Source organism: Acinetobacter geminorum, from assembly GCF_013009345.1.
GTDB classification, from domain to species: Bacteria; Pseudomonadota; Gammaproteobacteria; order Pseudomonadales; family Moraxellaceae; genus Acinetobacter; species Acinetobacter geminorum.
Window position 1 is genome coordinate 24310 of sequence record NZ_JABELE010000012.1, and the last position, 18035, is coordinate 42344.

The 18035-nt window shown below is 39.4% G+C and carries 19 protein-coding genes; 7 read left to right on the top strand and 12 right to left on the bottom strand.

Features of this window, described 5'->3' with window-relative positions:
* The first annotated feature begins 3 nt into the window (after positions 1-3).
* The 3 genes from HJG58_RS12485 (at position 4) to HJG58_RS12495 (ending at position 2393) form a co-directional block, all read left to right on the top strand.
* Entirely contained in the window at positions 4-441 is a 438-nt protein-coding gene (locus HJG58_RS12485; RefSeq protein WP_002116968.1) for an RrF2 family transcriptional regulator, read from the top strand.
* Positions 442-541: 100 nt separating this feature from the next.
* Positions 542-1318 carry a ribosome biogenesis GTP-binding protein YihA/YsxC gene (gene yihA, locus HJG58_RS12490; RefSeq protein ID WP_170249099.1) on the top strand — a complete coding sequence of 259 codons (777 nt, stop codon included), beginning with the start codon at positions 542-544 and terminating at the stop codon, positions 1316-1318.
* 124 nt (positions 1319-1442) lie between these two features.
* Complete coding sequence (locus HJG58_RS12495; protein WP_079284283.1) at positions 1443-2393, top strand: metal-dependent hydrolase; 951 nt, start codon at positions 1443-1445, stop codon at positions 2391-2393.
* 45 nt (positions 2394-2438) lie between these two features.
* Here the strand turns inward: HJG58_RS12495 and HJG58_RS12500 are convergent, their stop codons facing one another.
* A complete protein-coding gene (locus HJG58_RS12500; RefSeq protein WP_170249101.1) occupies positions 2439-3704 on the bottom strand; it encodes a dicarboxylate/amino acid:cation symporter in 1266 nt (421 codons plus the stop codon).
* Positions 3705-3813: 109 nt separating this feature from the next.
* Positions 3814-4686, bottom strand: coding sequence for an acyl-CoA thioesterase (locus tag HJG58_RS12505; protein ID WP_002116924.1), 873 nt, complete (start codon positions 4684-4686; stop codon positions 3814-3816).
* A 276-nt stretch (positions 4687-4962) separates the two neighbouring features.
* Between HJG58_RS12505 and plsB the strand changes: the two genes are divergently transcribed.
* Positions 4963-7536: a glycerol-3-phosphate 1-O-acyltransferase PlsB gene (plsB, locus tag HJG58_RS12510; RefSeq protein WP_064786478.1), complete on the top strand. Its 2574-nt coding sequence runs from the start codon at positions 4963-4965 to the stop codon at positions 7534-7536.
* Between the two features lie 46 nt (positions 7537-7582).
* Here the strand turns inward: plsB and HJG58_RS12515 are convergent, their stop codons facing one another.
* Both HJG58_RS12515 and HJG58_RS12520 read right to left on the bottom strand, forming a co-directional pair.
* Positions 7583-8566, bottom strand: a complete 984-nt coding sequence (locus tag HJG58_RS12515; RefSeq protein ID WP_170249103.1) for a putative solute-binding protein — start codon at positions 8564-8566, stop codon at positions 7583-7585.
* Between the two features lie 79 nt (positions 8567-8645).
* Complete coding sequence (locus HJG58_RS12520; protein WP_170249104.1) at positions 8646-9461, bottom strand: NAD-dependent epimerase/dehydratase family protein; 816 nt, start codon at positions 9459-9461, stop codon at positions 8646-8648.
* Between the two features lie 20 nt (positions 9462-9481).
* Between HJG58_RS12520 and recG the strand changes: the two genes are divergently transcribed.
* Both recG and HJG58_RS12530 read left to right on the top strand, forming a co-directional pair.
* Entirely contained in the window at positions 9482-11527 is a 2046-nt protein-coding gene (recG, locus tag HJG58_RS12525; RefSeq protein ID WP_170249106.1) for an ATP-dependent DNA helicase RecG, read from the top strand.
* Entirely contained in the window at positions 11520-12149 is a 630-nt protein-coding gene (locus tag HJG58_RS12530; RefSeq protein WP_170249108.1) for a ComF family protein, read from the top strand. Before recG ends, HJG58_RS12530 begins: the two co-directional genes overlap by 8 nt.
* 1 nt (position 12150) lies before the next feature.
* Here the strand turns inward: HJG58_RS12530 and HJG58_RS12535 are convergent, their stop codons facing one another.
* Together HJG58_RS12535 and HJG58_RS12540 are read right to left on the bottom strand one after the other, a co-directional pair.
* The gene (locus HJG58_RS12535; RefSeq protein ID WP_068563866.1) at positions 12151-12552 is read right to left on the bottom strand and encodes an NUDIX hydrolase; all 402 of its coding nucleotides are present in this window, start codon (positions 12550-12552) and stop codon (positions 12151-12153) included.
* Positions 12553-12566: 14 nt separating this feature from the next.
* The gene (locus HJG58_RS12540) at positions 12567-13148 is read right to left on the bottom strand and encodes an LOG family protein (RefSeq protein WP_068563868.1); all 582 of its coding nucleotides are present in this window, start codon (positions 13146-13148) and stop codon (positions 12567-12569) included.
* Positions 13149-13306: 158 nt separating this feature from the next.
* Between HJG58_RS12540 and HJG58_RS12545 the strand changes: the two genes are divergently transcribed.
* Entirely contained in the window at positions 13307-14320 is a 1014-nt protein-coding gene (locus HJG58_RS12545) for a magnesium and cobalt transport protein CorA (RefSeq protein ID WP_068563869.1), read from the top strand.
* A gap of 72 nt (positions 14321-14392) precedes the next feature.
* Here the strand turns inward: HJG58_RS12545 and HJG58_RS12550 are convergent, their stop codons facing one another.
* The 6 genes from HJG58_RS12550 to HJG58_RS12575 all read right to left on the bottom strand — a co-directional run bounded on the left by HJG58_RS12550 (position 14393) and on the right by HJG58_RS12575 (position 17931).
* On the bottom strand, positions 14393-14680 hold the full coding sequence (locus tag HJG58_RS12550; protein ID WP_005067244.1) for an STAS domain-containing protein: 288 nt from the start codon (positions 14678-14680) through the stop codon (positions 14393-14395).
* Between the two features lie 11 nt (positions 14681-14691).
* A complete protein-coding gene (locus tag HJG58_RS12555; protein ID WP_002116826.1) occupies positions 14692-15333 on the bottom strand; it encodes an MlaC/ttg2D family ABC transporter substrate-binding protein in 642 nt (213 codons plus the stop codon).
* Between the two features lie 26 nt (positions 15334-15359).
* A complete protein-coding gene (gene mlaD, locus HJG58_RS12560; protein WP_170249110.1) occupies positions 15360-16040 on the bottom strand; it encodes an outer membrane lipid asymmetry maintenance protein MlaD in 681 nt (226 codons plus the stop codon).
* Entirely contained in the window at positions 16040-16816 is a 777-nt protein-coding gene (mlaE, locus tag HJG58_RS12565) for a lipid asymmetry maintenance ABC transporter permease subunit MlaE (RefSeq protein WP_002117010.1), read from the bottom strand. Before mlaE ends, mlaD begins: the two co-directional genes overlap by 1 nt.
* Complete coding sequence (locus HJG58_RS12570) at positions 16813-17631, bottom strand: ABC transporter ATP-binding protein (RefSeq protein WP_002116999.1); 819 nt, start codon at positions 17629-17631, stop codon at positions 16813-16815. Before HJG58_RS12570 ends, mlaE begins: the two co-directional genes overlap by 4 nt.
* Before the next feature lie 90 nt (positions 17632-17721).
* Positions 17722-17931, bottom strand: coding sequence for a hypothetical protein (locus HJG58_RS12575; protein ID WP_170249112.1), 210 nt, complete (start codon positions 17929-17931; stop codon positions 17722-17724).
* Between the last annotated feature and the right edge of the window lie 104 nt (positions 17932-18035).

The window sequence follows — 18035 nt, forward strand, 5'->3', positions numbered from 1 at the left end:
ATCATGCAGCTTAATAAATTTACCGATTATGCATTACGACTCTTAATGTATGTTGCACGCCCAAGTGATGCACCCTACACGATTGCAGAAATCGCGAAAGATTTGCATGTTTCACAAAACCATCTAGTTAAAGTTGTTCACTTCATGGGCAAGCAGGAATGGATTATTACCATTCGTGGAAAAGGCGGAGGAATTCGCTTAAATCCAGATGCACTTAACTCAAATTTAGGTTCAATCGTTCGGATATTACAGGGCGACAATCAAATCGTTGAATGTAATACGCCACCTTGCGTATTACGCAGTCACTGTGGTTTAAAAGGTATTTTAGATCAGGCTTTAGAAAGCTTTTATCAAAGCCTAGATCAATACACACTCGGAGAAGTTTTGCAGCAATCAAAATCCGCTCCTGCCAACTCCCCTATTGCATTTTTACAGATCTAACATCTATTGCTTTTAATAACTAGATTTATTGAAAATTAGCAAGAATACCCAAGCTCCTTTATACTAGGCGCGAGCCCTCTCATTTAAAAAGTTATTTTTTATGCGTCGTAGTGAAAAATCGAAAGACACCAAAGCCAGACTCGCACCCAAGCAAAAGATCAGCTATGAAAAGAAACCAGATCCAGCGATCACAGCATATGCTGTGCAATCACTCAACTGGTTACGCCAAGCTGAGTTTCTAATGAGTGCACCTAAATTGGCACTTTGTGTTGAAGATAGTGGCTACGAGATCGCTTTTGCAGGACGCTCAAATGCCGGCAAGTCTAGTGCTATCAATGCATTAACCAACAAAAAACAGCTAGCACGTGCCTCTAAAAAACCCGGCCGTACTCAAATGATTAACTTCTTTAGTCTAGGCAACCCCGATCAACGTTTAGTCGATCTTCCTGGCTATGGCTATGCAGCCGTACCTGAAGATATGAAACGAGTATGGCAAAAAGAATTAGAAAATTATCTAATCCATCGTAAAAGCTTACAAGGTTTAGTATTACTGATGGATATTCGCCATCCATTACAGCATTTCGACATGATGATGCTAGAGTGGGCTTATTCACGTCATCTATTTGTTCATATCCTTCTAACAAAAGCGGACAAGCTTAATCGTGGTCCTGCAAACAAAGTGCTATTAGAAGTTAAGCAACAACTGAAAAAAATGAAGCTTGATTTCTCGATTCAACTTTTCTCATCACTTAACAAATTAGGTTTAGAAGAGCTAGCAAGTGTTATGGCTGGACGCCTGCATTTTACGCTTGATCAAGAACCAGAATTTGACGTTAACGCGATCCCTGAAGCAAGCGATGAGGATGCTGAAGAGTAAATCGTCAAAACAGATACGATTTCTTTATTAAATTTATTTTCAAATTGGCCCCTATTGCTAAACACAAATGTAGGGGCTTTTTTTATACTCGTTATAACTTCATCGAGTTAAAAATCAGGACTAAATGATGAAATTGTTATCTTTTTTGAAGAACAAAGCTTTAGGTTCTTCTATTGACTATAAAATTCTTCCACGTAAAGTAAAATTTGACTGGAAAGACACCCCTGTTGACTGGATTCCAAATCAGCCTTTCGCAAGTTATTTTATTAATGAAATTAATAATATCTTGCCTGCCGGAGAATTCTGGTTCTGCCGTTTGTACAACAAGGTTTTACCTCAAATTAAAGACGAAAAACTTAAACAGGATGTCCAAGCATTTATCCGTCAGGAAGCTATGCACGCCAACGCCCATACTTCTGCTAATAAAGAATATTTAAGTGCACGTAATATTGATATCCAGCGAAATCTGGACATTATGAATTATCTATTTACTACTGCCTTAGCAGATAAACCTTTCGACAAAGAAGTTCCTCAATTTCTACAAGAGCAATGGGACCTTTTTCGTTTAGGCGTTATTGCAACTGTTGAACATATGACCTGTGTGTTGGGTAAATATGCACTCTATAACAAGCGCTGGGAAGAATTAGGCGCTGACCCTGAAATGGTCGATCTGGTTAAATGGCACGGTTCAGAAGAAATTGAACACCGTACCGTTGCTTTTGATTTATATCGTCATCTTGGTGGTGGTTATATTCCACGCTACTATTTAAGCCTCGCAGTGATTGTACTAGTGCTTGGATTATGGGTAGATGGCGCTGCACATATTATGAAACAAGATCCACGTTTTGCAGATGCGGCTAAATCTAGATTTTTCCCAGTATGGGTTGCAGTAGAATGGTATAAAATTAGCCGAAAAGATAATCAGGTTTTACCAAATCCAATCTGGCTTATTGCCCAACAAATTGATTACCTCATGCCTTGGTATGATCCAGTAAAAGAAGGTAGCACTGAAGATGCAGTAAGTTATTTATCTCAATCTCCAGCAGCCAAAAGAGCTGAATTACAAGCGGCTTAAAAATAAAAAAGCAGGATTTTAAATCCTGCTTTTTTATTTAGGAGATTAGACACTGATATCTTTATCTTTTGTATAACGGTCAACAACCACGCTAATCATCATATCACCCTGCACATTTACCACTGTTCTTACTGTATCTAATAGACGGTCAATCGGAAGTAAAATTGCAATTGCTTCAGCCGGTAAACCTACAGACTGTAAAACCATAATCATGGTAACCATACCAGCACTCGGAATTCCAGGTGCCCCTAGTGATGCAATCATTGCTGTTAAACACACAATAATTTGTTGTGTCAGGTTTAAGTCTAGCCCCACCAAATTTGCGACAAACAATGCAGCTGCTGCTTCATATAGTGCGGTACCATCCATATTAAGCTGCGTACCTAAAGGAATCACAAAACCAGCTGTTTGTGGACGAACACCTAAGTTTTCCTGTGCGCATTTCATACTAAGTGGCATCGTGGCAGAACTAGAGCTGGTTGCAAATGCTGTTATTAGCGCTGTACGGGTTCCTTTCAAAAAAGTCCAAGGACTCATGCGGCCAAAAATCCAAAGTAGTAATGGTAAAACAACAGCACCATGAAAAATGGTAGTTCCCGTTACTACAACAGCAAACTCAGCCAAACGACTAAGTATCGAAATATCTTCCGTTGCCATTAACTTTGCTAATAAAGCAAAAATACCCAAAGGTGCGAGCTTCATTACCCAGCCGACTAGCATCATCATCATTTCAAAAAATTGATGACTCAATACGCGAATACTTTTAAAACGCTCACCGCCATGGACTAAAGCAACACCAACAAATAGTGCAAACACCACAACAGCTAAAACGTTACCATCGCTAAATGCTTTAAATGGATTAATTAATGTATTTTGAATAAAATTAGTGAAAAAACTTGCAGGATTTAAACTATCTGGTGCCTGATAGTTTTGCATAGACGTTTGGAAAATAGAGATATCTATACCACGCCCTACTTCAAATAGATGAGCACAACTTATACCTAAAATTAAAGCCAATGTTGTTGTGGTCAAACAACATAAAAAGGTAATTTTCCAGACTGGACCTAACTGCCCTCCCGCCTGCAAATTAGAGACACCCACAACAATCGAGCTAAAAATCAAAGGCACCAACAACATTTTAAGCAGCCCAATAAAGACACTACTTAATATGCCTAACCCATATAAACTATGTTTTACAAACGCAGTATCGGGATACAACGTTAATATAAAACCAAAGGCTAAGCCTAAAATGGCCGCAATAAGAATTTGTGTGTTTAAGTTCATATCAGCATTATTTTTTTCAGTTGGCAATCCTTTTGCAAATATGACATGAGCTCGCTATTCATACGAGCAATTTTTTGTCACATCGTTTCAATTAAAAATAAAAAAGCCATCTGATGAGATGGCTTTATAAATAAGTTTATTGCGTTTCAATTTCCCGCAAACGAATTAAACCCTCTTGTACGGTACTGCATACCAACTGACCATTTTGCCACATACGTCCAAAGTTTAAACCGCGAGAAGCTGCGCTGACTGTTGCTTCCATATCGTAAAGCATCCATTCGTCAGCACGCAGCGGGCGATGGAAATAAATTGCATGATCAATACTTGCACACTGCAAACTTGGAGAAATATAGCTTAAACCATGCGGTCTTAAAGCGGTTGTCATTAAGGTAAAGTCTGAATAAAACGCAACAATCGCTTGATGTAGAGCAATATCATCTAATTGTTTTGGAATACGGTCATGTGTGCGGATATAGTGCGCATTATACGGCGCTTCAGGTTGAGGCTGAAACGGATTTACTGGATCAATTGGGCGGATTTCTACATGGCGCTCACGCATGAAACTAGCACGAACATTTTCAGGTACGAAGTTTAAAATACCTTCTTTGAGCTCATTTTCAGATTTAAGAGTCTCTGGTGCTGGATATTCTGGTTCTTGATGTTGATAGTTCAAGCCTTCTTCGGGGTTAGCAAAAGAAACCATCGCCGAAAAGATAACTCGTCCATGCTGAATTGCACGAACCTGACGACTTACGAAACTCTTCCCATCACGTAAACGGTCTACTTCATAAATAATTGGGGCATTAATATCGCCGCCATATAAAAAATATGCATGCAAAGAATGCGCTGGACGATCGGTTGTATAAGATGCCGCACGTAAAGCCTGACCCAAAACCTGCCCACCAAAGACACGTTTACCGACAAGATTACGGCTTATGCCACGGTAAATATTTTCTTCCAACTTTTCTAAAGTAAGAAGATCGACTAGTTCTTGGGTTAACGCATTCATGAGAGATACCTTCATATTTCAGGTAAAAAATCGTATTAAAGTACAGATGTGTAGAATCTATTGTGCCATAAAAAACTATTTGAACATGGAACAATCAGTCAACTTCTGATGAAGATTGCTCATATAACAGCTAAAAATACGATTTTTAACGATAAAATATGCCAAAAGCATTATAATTTATAAGAAAGTAGCATATTGTTTTTTTTAATAAATGCCGCAAAATAATTACCCTCTGCATTTGGTGCTGGGATTTGTCTTTAAGAAGTAGGAGTTCTTATGTCCAAGAGTGGGTTTGGTCAAATGTATCGTCGGCTTTCGAGTAAACTACTTGACCTCGTGGTAACACCACATGTTCTTGGGGAAGTTCCTACTGAACCAGTATCAGAAACAACAGAAACAGAAGCAAAAACTGACCGCCAAAAAGTGGTTTGTTACGTCTTACAAAACCACTCTCGAAGCAATGCTCTGGTGGTTGATGGAGAAACGCGTCGTTTAAATTTAAAACCTGCGTTAGACCCACTCATTGTAGGTACTCATCAGGAAAAAGCATCAGTTTTATTTTTACAGCACAATGATGAAAATAATTTACTGAATCCGCCTCCTCATGCTTTTCCACCACGCTTATTAAAACTGATTGAAGTTTTACAAGAAAATCCTGAACTCGATATAGAGCTTGTTCCGGTTACAGTTTTATGGGGCCGTTCGCCAGATAAAGAAGATTCTTGGTTTAAATTATTATTTTCAGATACATGGGCAACACCAAGCACAGTTAAGCAGCTGGTTAATATTGGTTTGCATGGCCGTCAGTCTTATTTAGAGTTTCATGAACCACAATCGCTACGTGAATTGGTTGAATATGCACAGCAGCATTATCCAAATCTTTCACCAGCAACTTATATTGTGAGTACATTAAATGATTATTTAGACCGTCAGCGTGAAGTCGTGTTAGGCCCCGATTTGTCAGATCGCCGCAATGTCATGCAATCGGTTGTTAAATCTCGTGATGTGCAAGAAGCAATCCGCCGTGAAAGTATTCGCGGAAAAGTGAGCATGCTTGAAGCTGAACGCCGTGCGATTGGCTATGTGAATGAAATCGTATCGGATTATTCACACTCAGCAGTGCGCTTTGCCGATCTTGCTTTAACGCGCTTATGGACCCAGCTTTATGACGGTGTAGAAGTGCATAACTTCAGCACTGTTCGTGAACTGGCAAAAGATTATGAAGTGGTTTATACACCTTGCCACCGCAGTCACATTGACTATTTATTATTATCCTATGTGATTTATAAACGTGGCTTAATGGTTCCGTATATTGCTGCGGGTGACAACTTAAATCTACCATTTGTAGGGCAACTTTTACGTGGTGGCGGTGCATTCTTCATTCGCCGCTCTTTCCGTGGAAATGGACTCTACACTACTGTATTTAAAGAATATCTATATAGTATTTTGTCACGCAACACGCCACTTGAATACTTTATTGAAGGTGGACGCTCACGTACTGGACGCTTATTACCACCTAAAACCGGTATGCTTGCCATGACAGTTCACAGCCATTTACGTGGCCGTGCTAAACCGATCGTTTTCTTACCAACTTATATTGGTTATGAACGACTCATGGAAGGTTCAACTTACGTAGGCGAAATGCAAGGTAAGCCAAAAGAAGCCGAATCTATTTTTGGTATTGTGAAAACCTTACGAAAAATTGAACGTATTTTTGGTAAAGTCCACGTGAACTTTGGTGAACCTGTTTTCCTTGATGATCTGCTTAAGCAACATAATGCAGAAAATGTTTACATCGAGAAAAATGACGACCCAATTCCTCAAGCTGTTTCAGATGCAGTAAATAGCTCTGCACATGCAATTTTAGAAAATATTAACCGAGCTGTGGTGATTAACCCCGTCTCTTTACTTTCTATTATTTTGCTTGCAACTCCAAAGCATACGCTTGATGAAGAAATTTGTATTAAGCAACTTGAAGCTTACCGCAACTTGGCATCAAACTTCCCATATGACCAACGTATGGAAGTAACACCACTTTCTGGTAAAGAAATTATTGCGTATGGTTTAAAGCTTAAACTCATTAAACGCGTTCAGCATGCACTGGGCGATATTATTGCGATTGAAGATAACCAAGCTGTTCTTCTGACTTACTTCCGTAATAATATCTTGCACGCCTTTGTTTTACCTTCTCTAGTAGCATCACTTGTTGAACACAATGGGAAAATCAGTCGTTCAGATTTAACTAATGTCATCTATACGCTCTATCCATTCTTGAAAGCTGAGTTATTCCTTAAATGGAAGAGTAGCGAGCTTAAAGCACAAGTTGAGCAATATGCAGATGCTCTAGTTCAATCTAACCTTATTCAACAAGACGATGAGGGTAACTTGATTAGCTCTGCGCCAAATACAGAAGAGCATAATCAACTTGTCGTTTTAGCAACACCAGTTAAGCAAAGTCTTGAGCGTTACTACATGACGCTTGCGCTCATTACCCAACGTGGTTCAGGCAATATTTCTGCTAAACAAGTTGAAGAATTAAGTCATTTACTCGGACAACGTTTATCAGTTCTATATGAATTTAATTCGCCAGAGTTCTTCGATAAAGCTTTATTCCAAAGCTTCTTAAAAGTACTTACACAACAAAATTACATTCGTACCAACGACCAAGGCCAAATTGAGTTTGATGATAATTTCCGTCAAATGGCTGCTGGCGCACAGTTGGTGCTTGATGAAGTAACCTTGCAAATGTTGCAGCACATCACCACCTTTACTGACGAAGAATTGAAAGATGCTCTTGAAGCAATGGCATCTCAACAAGCTAAACGCCGTTTAAAACGTAAAAAAGCTTAAAGTCTTTAGTCAAAATAAAAGGTAACTTCGGTTGCCTTTTATTTTATTAGCGAATTGGACATTCAAAATAACGTGGATCGTCCATACAACGTAAGCGCTTCATAAGCTGAACAAAATAAGCATCGTAGTAGCCTGAAAGAACATACTGATTACGTATTTTGGCAACCATTACATCATAACTTTGCTTTTCATAAAAAGAGACATCCACCCAATAATAAGCAGGTAAATGATTCTCCCATTGTGTCGCACGATTCGTCAGCAATTGGCTATTATGGACAAACCATCCTCGGATTTTTCGGCCAAAATTAGCAGGATAAGCTTGCGGTTTAATAATTAAATTGACACCGAAATATGCCAAAGGAAAATTGATGACTTGAGTATCTGATCCAAATTCTTTTTGTAAGTTATATGGCAACAACCCATACACTGGTGCAGGAACAATATCGATTTTATTTTGCTTAAACTGCGCAATCGCGTTTGATAAATCAACATAAACTGGCTGAGCACCTACACTTCGTACCAATGCTTGTTGTGGTGGATTATTAGGTAGCACCCCAATACGTTGATTTCTTAATTGAGCGACTCTAGAGAGCTTCTTATTTTTTAGAACCATGTAAGCAGTTCCAATTGGAATCATTCCTACAGCTTCATAATTCTTAGAGACCAGCCTTTTCTCAATTGTAGGGTGATTTAAAAGCTGCAAAAAGCTTTTGGCCGTACGATTATTAGGAATAAGCCCTATACCTGCGGTACTTCCCATAAACTGGTTATAACGATAAGTATTGAAATTGGATGCAGCTAAACCTGAACATTTCCCATCATCAAAAGCTTGTATGGCCTGCTGTTCTTTTTGATAGGTAACAACTTTAAATTTGACTTGATATTGCTGGGCATATAGCCGAATGTCATTTAAACGGCGAGTAATATCCCCTTGGGACCCGATAGGATCATAGGCACACCACACCTGATCATCAGCCCAACTCGCAGCAGCTGTTACGCTCAAAATAAGAGCTAAACAAATTTTTTTCACTTTCAACCTTTTTATCTTTATCGGCAATTTGACTGCCTCATCAGGTATTTATGTTCTTATTTAAAGTTTAATCAAAATTTCATTTAGTGCTATGAACATTTAAACATAATAAATAGTCATTAAAGCAAATCGGATGTTCTAACTGAAAACCTGTTGTAGATAAATGTTTTGCATAAATTCTTTTACCTGAAATTTGGTTTGATTCTAAAGTTAATTCTGGCAATCCCAATTGTTTTTGAAACCACACTATAACTTCATGCAAAGGTAATGGCTGATTATTAGTCACAATATAGCTTGCTTGATGACTTTCGTAATCAGCCATAAAAGCCAAAAATCTTGCTAAATCATCAATATGTATTCGATTGCTATAATGTATATTTGGATAACTTTGATGATTTTCAGCCATTTTCTTTAAGCGGGCAATGGAAGTTCCATAAATACCTGTAGGACGAACAATTACAGATTGAGTTGGATAATATTTTTGCCAGAGTAACTCCATATTACGCAATATGTGGCCTTGAGCATCATTTGGATGAATTTCACTAAAATCATCAATGATCTCCCCTGCATTTTCACCATATACCCGCGTAGAAGAGACAACAATTATTTTTTTTACTGGATGTATTTTTAATGCATCTCGAATCGGTTCAATACTATCTACATAAGTATGTTGGTAGCCCTCAACCGTACTCTCATTTGGAGAAAGTAAAATATATACGACATCTACAGGTTCAATTTTACTTAAATCGAGCGAAAAAATATCCTGAACAAGATGTGTTGCGTAACTATCCGTTTTTACACTACGGCTGATTGTGGTAATTTGATGTTCTTTCTCAAATAGTTGTTTAGCAACACGCTGAGATGTTTTACCATAACCGATAAATAATATATGCATAGAAAACTCGTTGAGGGGACATGACTTCAGTCCATCAGTTACAAGGCGTTGGATCGGCTTCAGCAGCCCTGCTAGAAAAACTAAATATTTTTACCACAGATGATTTACTGTTTCATCTGCCACGTGATTATGAAGACCGCAGTACGATTATTCCAATGAATCAACTTGTGGTTGGACGGAGCTATTTACTCGAAGGAGAAGTCAAATCAATTGATTTCCCTCCGGGAAAACGAAAATCTATGGCAGCCTTGGTGCAAGATGAATTCGGTAAAGTCACCTTACGCTTTTATCATATTTATAAAAACCTGACTGATAAAATAAAACCCGGTCTTCGCTTACGTATTTTTGGTGAAGTCCGCGTAGGTGCTCGTGGCCTTGAGATGTATCATCCTGAAATTCAGCTCATTCATGAACATACGCCTCTACCAGAAACTCAGCTTACAGCAATTTACCCAAGTACGGATGGGTTAACTCAACCCAAATTACGCGAATACGTTAAACAAGCTTTACAACATCATAGCGACGCCTTACCAGAACTACTCCCAAAACAATATACCAATGGCTACGCGCTTAAAGAGGCTTTGTATTACATTCATGAGCCTCCCGTGGATGCCAACATGCTGCAATTGGCTCAAGGCTCGCACCCTGCACAGCAAAGGCTTATTTTTGAAGAGCTAGTTGCACACCAAATTAGTTTACTTAATCGACGTGCTTATATTCGTCAAATTGCGTCACCTGCATTTTCAAGCAGTAAAGTATTAGCTAAAAAACTATTAGAAGCTTTACCATTTCAAATGACCAATGCACAAAAACGTGTATCTAAAGAAATTTTAAATGACTTAAAACAACACCAACCTATGCTACGCCTAGTACAAGGCGACGTAGGTGCTGGAAAGACCCTTGTTGCAGCTGTAGCCGCTTGTCATGCTTTAGAAGCAGATTGGCAGGTTGCATTAATGGCTCCGACCGAAATTCTTGCAGAACAGCATTATTTAAACTTTAAACGTTGGTTTGAACCTTTAGGCATTACTGTCGCATGGCTATCTGGCAAACAAAAAGGTAAAGCGCGTGCCCAAGCAGAGCAGCAAATTAAAGAAGGCCATGCGGAACTTATTGTTGGTACACATGCCCTATTTCAAGATAACGTCGGGTTTGCAAAACTAGGACTCGTGATTATTGATGAACAACATCGTTTTGGTGTAGATCAACGTTTAGCTTTACGTAATAAAGGTGCTGAGCAATTCACCCCACATCAACTCGTGATGACAGCTACTCCGATACCGAGAACACTGGCGATGAGTGCTTATGGTGACTTAGACACGTCAATTATTGATGAATTACCTCCAGGCCGTACTCCAATTCAAACCGTTACCATTCCGCTTGATCGTCGCGAGGAAGTACTGCAACGTATTGCTTCGAATTGTAGAGATGGGAAACAGGCCTATTGGGTATGCACACTGGTTGAACAGTCTGAAACTTTAGATGCTCAAGCAGCAGAAGCAACTTACCAAGAGATGAAAGAACGCTTTCCTGAACTCAACATTGGCTTGGTGCATGGCAAAATGAAAGCCGATGAAAAGCAAGCCGTCATGCAAGCATTTAAAAATAATGAATTGCAACTTCTTATCGCAACAACAGTGATTGAAGTTGGAGTAGACGTTCCTAACTCTTCCATTATGGTGATTGAAAATGCCGAGCGTTTAGGTCTTTCTCAGCTACACCAATTACGTGGCCGCGTAGGTCGAGGTGCTCAAGCTAGTTTTTGCGTACTTTTATATAAAACGCCTCTCTCTCAAAATGGACAAGAGAGACTTTCTATTTTAAGAGAAAGTAATGATGGCTTTGTAATTGCAGAAAAAGATCTGGAATTACGTGGGCCGGGTGAATTACTAGGAACTAAACAAACTGGGGATATGGGATTTAGGGTGGCCCGATTAGAGCGAGATGATCACTTACTGAGTCAGGCTCACTATGTAGCACAGCAAGTTTTAAAGGATTATCCAGAACAGGCAGATGCTCTATTAAAACGTTGGCTTCCTGAGGCGCCTCGCTACGCGTATGTTTAATTTTTTAAACTTTCAACCTCTTATTCAGTTATTTTCACCTTGCTCATTGTGTGAGTTAGGCATGCGAGAAAAATCCTCGCTCTGTAAAGACTGTTGGGAACAGCTACCTTGGCTTAAACAAACGATTCAACGTAATAATCAATCTGTTCTTGTGGCCTGTAATTATGCTTATCCGGTTAACCGGATCATTCAGCAGTATAAATATGAACAAAAGTTACATTATCAGATCTTATTAGGTGAAATTTTAAAACAATTAAAATTTCCCAAGGTACAAGCGATCGTACCCATGCCTATTTCCAATCAACGTTTAATTGAACGTGGCTTCAATCAGTCTTTGCTACTTGCCAATATCTTAAGCAAACACTTAAAAATACCTGTTTGGCAACCAATTCAACGCTTAAATGAACACGCTCAAAAAGGACTTTCTCGACTAGAACGCTTTGAAAATATCGAACAACAATTTTTACCCCATCATCAAGAGAAACGACGTTATCGCCGTGTTCTCATTATTGATGACGTGATAACCACGGGAAGCTCTGTAAATGCACTCAGTCAAGCACTTAAACAATTAGGCTGCACATCCATTCATACGGCGTGCCTAGCAGCAACGCCGAAGAGTTAAGCTATTGCAGTGTAGATAAATACTCTTCACACCAAGGAATGACAATTTCTCGGGTCAATGGTGCAAGTTGAGTTTCAGAATCATTTAAATCTATCCACTTCATTTCTGCAATTTCGGCTGCAATTTTAGGGGCCTGATCAAGCTGAACAAGATATAAATGACTCATCAAAATATGATCTGGCTCATTGGCAGCTGCTGTTTCGAAATGACCAATAAATTGCTCAATCACACAAGAGCTACCGACTTCTTCTAAGATTTCTCGCTGCATGGTGATCTCTGGTGCCTCATTAGGTTCAAGCTTGCCACCCACTTGCATAAAAGCATGTGTATTATGTTTTCTTACAAGCAACAACTGATTTTGCTCATTTAAGATCACTGCGGCAGCGACCGTAATTGTTTTCACCTATTTAACCTCGTTTATGGTTGAACATCTGCATTTGTCCATTTTGGAGCAGGAGCCTGATATTGCTCAAACTGTTGAAGAATATCTTCAATTTTGTCTGAGGCGATCAATTTATCAACGAACCGTGCTTGGCTGAATCCATTATCAACCGTGCCTTGAATCATTTTAAGTAAATCTTCATAAAAGCCCGCTACATTTAAGAAAGCACATGGCTTTTGATGAATACCTAATTGTGCCCAGGTCCATTGTTCAAAGATTTCTTCCAATGTACCAGCGCCGCCCGGCAAGGCAATAAAGCCATCTGAAAGATCAGCCATCTTGGTTTTACGCTCATGCATATTTTCAACCACATATAATCTGGTTAAACCCGGATGAGCTAACTCACGATCAACTAAAGCACGAGGGATCACGCCAATGACTTGTCCACCTGCTTGTAAGGCGCTATCGGCAACTACACCCATTAGGCCTGAGCGACCGCCACCATAAACCAAGGTTTTACCTTGTTTTGCAATAGCCTCGCCTGTAGCTTGGGCAATTTTTTGGAAAATTGGGTCTGAACCAAGAGATGAACCACAGAAAATACAAATTGATTTCATAGTGTAAAAAACCGTTTTATTGAACTGTCATGCTGACAAACTAAACTATCGATAGAGTTTTTTTTTGCAAAATAGCGTATTGGCAAGTGTTTTTCGGCAAATCCTTGTCTAAAATACACCCATCCATTTCCATCAGACTGCGTGAGGAAAAAAGACACATGCTTGAAGCCTTTTATGCCACAGAACGCGGAAGTCTGGAAGATGCCACCATCAATGGTGGATTTGATCTACATCCCGAATTAGTCTGGGTTGATCTTATTGCACCCTCGCAAGAAGAGCAACAATGGGTATTAGATGCCTATGACCAAAATTTACCAACACTAAAGTCGCTTGAAGACATTTCATCTTCTGCACGATTTTACCGTGATGATGACGGTATTTTGCACATCAGTACTTATTTTTTAACGAAAAATAAAAATTATCAGGTGGACGGTGACGCAGAAGACTCATCACATATTTTAGCAATGGTGCAAACGGTCGCTTTCATTTTGCATAAAGACCGCCTCTTTACGATGCGCGGAGAAAAATTAGTTGCGTTTCGCGCCTTTCGGGCACGCGCTCGTCGAAATGACTATGACATGGACTATAAAGATCCAACGTGGATTTTATTAGGCCTTCTTGAAGCAAAACTCGATGAGCTTGCGGATATCTTAGAAGATATCCACAAAGATTTAGAAAAATACTCCACAGAGGTTCTTAATAACCACCAACGTGAAAAAATTCTAGATCTCGATGACATGATTACGCGCCTAGCTCAACAAGAAGATATGCTAGGAAAAGCACAGCTCTGTCTGATTGATTTACGACGAGTACTTACTTTTTTATCGCGTCCGCGAGCTTTAGGCAGTCATATCTATGATGCTGACATTCGAGAGCTCAGTGAAGATGTGCGTTCACTGGTAGAACATGATGCATTCTTATTCCAAAAAGTACGATTCTTACTTGATACGACGTCCGGATTCATTAACACCGAACAGAATGACACGATTCGTCGATTCTCGATCTTACCAAGCATGTTAGCTCCTCCGATGCTTATCGCCAGTATTTACGGCATGAACACTGATGTATTACCTTTTGCACATGGTACGACCAGTTTCTTCGTTGTTTTACTCATTATTATGGGTTTCTTTATTGGGCCGATCATTTATTTCCGCTGGAAAAAATGGATCTAAGCTTTGTAATAAAATGCCAATTTCGAGCATAAAAAAGCACCTAAATATAGGTGCTTTTTTACATCAAAAACATCAGATCATTTGCAGGTCTTCCTGCAAATGACAGGCTTGAATGATCTTCAGCATTTTTTCAGGGACATTTTTAAAATGTAAACCAGTATTTTTTGGAGTCTCTCGTAACCATTGAACTAAAACAGCTAATGCCAAAGTACTACCATGCTCAAGCTCAGTTAAATCCACCACAAGTGGGAAGCTTTGCTGCTTCTTTATGATAGCCAAACCTGCTTGATACTGTTGTTCCGCATTTTCAAAATCAATTTTTCCCGAAACAACCAATTGTTGGTTGAGATACTGAACCACACGTCACCTACTTATTTCTTTTTGTTTTGATTAACAGCTGCGTCTGCATCAGGTTGGAACGTAGCAATTGCTTTATTTAAATCACCGCCATTGCGTTTCACTGTTGCAGCAAACTGATTACGGAACTGTAATCCTAGATCAATACCAGAAACATTGATATTACGGATTTTCCATTGAGTGCCTTTGTCAGCTAACTGGAAAGAAACAGGAATTTTTTCACCATTGTGATTAAAGTCCAATGTCACTACAGGATTTTTACCCGCAGTTGCCTTGTAAGGACGCATGGTATAGCTTTGATTTGTATATTTAGCAAATGCGCTACCGTAATTTTCAATTAATGTATTACGGAAATTCGTTTCGAACTGAGCACGCTGTGCAGCTGTACTATACTGATTCGTCGCATAAGTACCCATCACAATACGAGTGAACGCTTGTGAATCAACATACGGGTCTAAGTTCTGACGTACAATTGATTTTACTAAAGCAGGATTGTTCTGCAACTTAGCATGATCTGCTTTTAAACGAGCGATCAAGCCATCAGCAACACGCTTGATAAAATCAGGTGGAGCTTCTGAAGGTGCAGCAAAAGCTGTACCTGCAATCATAGTAGACAAAAGACTTGCTGTCAGGGTTTGTTTAAACAACGTATTCACCTGGAACCACTCCTTCAAATAAACTCTTACTCAACAAATGACGGCTGTGCACTGCTGTTGGTACTTGCAGGAGCTTTCTCTTCTGCTGAGGATGAACCAGCGGCAACTTTACCTGCGCCACCACCAGTAATAAATTTACTAATTAAATCTTCTAAATCCATGGTTCCTTGAGTATTTGAAATTGTATCGCCACGTTTAAGATAGTTTAAACCACCACCTGGAACGACTTTCAAATATTTCTCACCCAATAAACCATTGGTTGCAACCATTATATAAGCATCTTCATCAATACTGGTGATGGAGGACATGTTACTGATCAGTTGCTGTTCCATTGCTTTTTGTTGCTCTGGAGAAGCCTGCGTATAATCAGAACTATAACGTAGTTCATCTAAAGCATTTTTTTGAACTTCTTTTAGCTGCTCAGCATTAAAACTTGTCAATTTTCCATCTAAACCAAAGGTTACCGTAGCCAAACGCGTAACTGGATCAAGGGTAATTGAATCAACACGACCAATTGTGACACCGCTCATCGTTACTTTAGCACGAGGCTTTAAACCATTGACGTTATCAAACTGAGCCTTCATGGTATAACTATCATTTAAGTTAGTACCAACAAGGCCACTAACTTTCATGGCTAAAAAGAACAAGGCAATACCGAAGATAATAACAAAGATACCTACGGCCAGCTCACTACTACGTGATTTCATTAAATCCCTCCGAACATGACCGCAGTCAACACGAAATCAAAACCTAAAACACATAATGAAGAATATACAACTGTTCTTGTCATTGCAGTTGCGATTCCTTCTGGAGTCGGATCACACGCATATCCTTGATATACCGCAATCCATGTACACAACAAAGCAAACACAATACTTTTGATAATGCCATTTACGACATCATGCCCAAATTGCACATTGTTTTGCATTCCGCTCCAGAATGAGCCTTCATCGACGCCAAGAAAATCGACACCTACCATTTTACCGCCCACAATACCAATCGCAGCAAAAATGACAGTTAGCATCGGTAAACTGACCACTCCCGCCCAAAGACGCGGTGATACGATTTGTTTTAATGGGTCAACCCCGATCATTTCCATGCTGGCAAGTTGCTCACTTTGCTTCATTGAACCAATTTCTGCTGTTAATGCAGAACCTGCTCGGCCAGCAAATAATAAAGCAGCAACCACAGGTGCCAATTCACGCAGCAATGTTAAAGACACCATGGTGCCTAGCATTGATTCACTGCCGACGTTCACTAAAATTGAGTATCCTTGTAAACCCAGTACCAAACCAATAAATAGGCCCGACACAGTGATAATTAACAAAGACATCACCCCTACCCGATGCATTTGGTAAATAAATCGTCCAAAACCACCAGATGAAGGAAAAGAAAAAACAATTTGTAAGAGCATTAGTGCCGCAACACCAATCCCTCGAATCCGCTCAATAACGAGTCTACCTAACCAGGCAATCGTATTCATGGACGAACCTCGTTATCTAAATAGGCTTGATGACTAAATTGGTATTCAACTGGTCCTTCTGCCGAACCTGTTAAGAATTGGCGCACAAATGGAGAAGCATATGCCTGTAATTCTTCTGGTGTTCCTTCCCCCTGAATTTTTCCTTCTGCTACAACATAAATGTAGTCAGCAATAGAAAGGGTTTCGGGAACGTCATGCGAAACAATAATTGTGGTTAAATCTAAAGCCTCTCGCAATGAACGGATTAAACGTGTCAAAACACCTTTTACAATAGGGTCTTGCCCTGCAAACGGTTCATCGTACATGATTAAATCGGGGTCAAGCGCGATCGCACGTGCCAAAGCGACACGACGGTTCATACCACCTGAGAGTTCTGTAGGCATTAATTGCTCAGAACCACGTAAGCCTACTGATTCAAGTTTTAATGCAACCAGTTCAGCAATTAGATTTTCAGGAAGTTTGGTATGTGCTCGAATTGGAAATGCTACATTTTCATAGACAGACATATCCGTAAATAAAGCACCGCTCTGAAATAACATTCCCATACGTGCACGGGCTGAAAAAAGTTCCTGACGAGACATTTTTGCAATATCTTTACCGTCGAGCAAAACTTCGCCCTGATCAGGAACTAACTGTCCACCGATCAGACGTAATAATGTTGTTTTACCTGTACCAGAAGGTCCCATAATAGCCGTAATCTGGCCACGACGTATATTTAAACTAATATTGTCATAAATGACGCGTTCCCCTCGATTAAAACTCAAATTTTTCACTTCAATAAGTGGTTGAGTCGAGAGAGGAGTTTTATTATTCATAATGGCAATCGTTCCTGCACTTTTATGCACGCATACTATAACACTGAAAATTGGCAAACTTGTTGTTATTTTGACAAAAGCAAAGCTAACTTAGTTGGTAGAAATAGAAGAGGTATGTTCGTAAAAAGAGGTTAATTCAGAAATTTGAAACTGCTCAATAGAACTTCCAGTTATAAAAGCATAGGCAAAATAAACCCCATTACACAAAACAAGTGCAATAAAAAGATAAGGCAAGCCGTGCTGAACTAATAAGTTCTTCAACTGTGCCATTATTGCTTCTTTTCGTTTACTTCTACTCATTATTTAATAAAAAATTGAACCAATTCACAATTTGTTATTTTATAACAAAACTGAAAAATAAGAAAGGCCAGTATTTCTACTGGCCTTTCTTTAAACAAACTATT

Coding starts and splice junctions, on each gene's coding strand:
- HJG58_RS12485 (WP_002116968.1), top strand. CDS start 4: ATGCAGCTTAATAAATTTACCGATTATGCATTACGACTCTTAATGTAT.
- yihA (WP_170249099.1), top strand. CDS start 542: ATGCGTCGTAGTGAAAAATCGAAAGACACCAAAGCCAGACTCGCACCC.
- HJG58_RS12495 (WP_079284283.1), top strand. CDS start 1,443: ATGATGAAATTGTTATCTTTTTTGAAGAACAAAGCTTTAGGTTCTTCT.
- HJG58_RS12505 (WP_002116924.1), bottom strand. CDS start 4,686: ATGAATGCGTTAACCCAAGAACTAGTCGATCTTCTTACTTTAGAAAAG.
- plsB (WP_064786478.1), top strand. CDS start 4,963: ATGTCCAAGAGTGGGTTTGGTCAAATGTATCGTCGGCTTTCGAGTAAA.
- HJG58_RS12520 (WP_170249104.1), bottom strand. CDS start 9,461: ATGCATATATTATTTATCGGTTATGGTAAAACATCTCAGCGTGTTGCT.
- recG (WP_170249106.1), top strand. CDS start 9,482: ATGACTTCAGTCCATCAGTTACAAGGCGTTGGATCGGCTTCAGCAGCC.
- HJG58_RS12530 (WP_170249108.1), top strand. CDS start 11,520: ATGTTTAATTTTTTAAACTTTCAACCTCTTATTCAGTTATTTTCACCT.
- HJG58_RS12540 (WP_068563868.1), bottom strand. CDS start 13,148: ATGAAATCAATTTGTATTTTCTGTGGTTCATCTCTTGGTTCAGACCCA.
- HJG58_RS12545 (WP_068563869.1), top strand. CDS start 13,307: ATGCTTGAAGCCTTTTATGCCACAGAACGCGGAAGTCTGGAAGATGCC.
- mlaD (WP_170249110.1), bottom strand. CDS start 16,040: ATGAAATCACGTAGTAGTGAGCTGGCCGTAGGTATCTTTGTTATTATC.
- mlaE (WP_002117010.1), bottom strand. CDS start 16,816: ATGAATACGATTGCCTGGTTAGGTAGACTCGTTATTGAGCGGATTCGA.
- HJG58_RS12570 (WP_002116999.1), bottom strand. CDS start 17,631: ATGAATAATAAAACTCCTCTCTCGACTCAACCACTTATTGAAGTGAAA.
- HJG58_RS12575 (WP_170249112.1), bottom strand. CDS start 17,931: ATGAGTAGAAGTAAACGAAAAGAAGCAATAATGGCACAGTTGAAGAAC.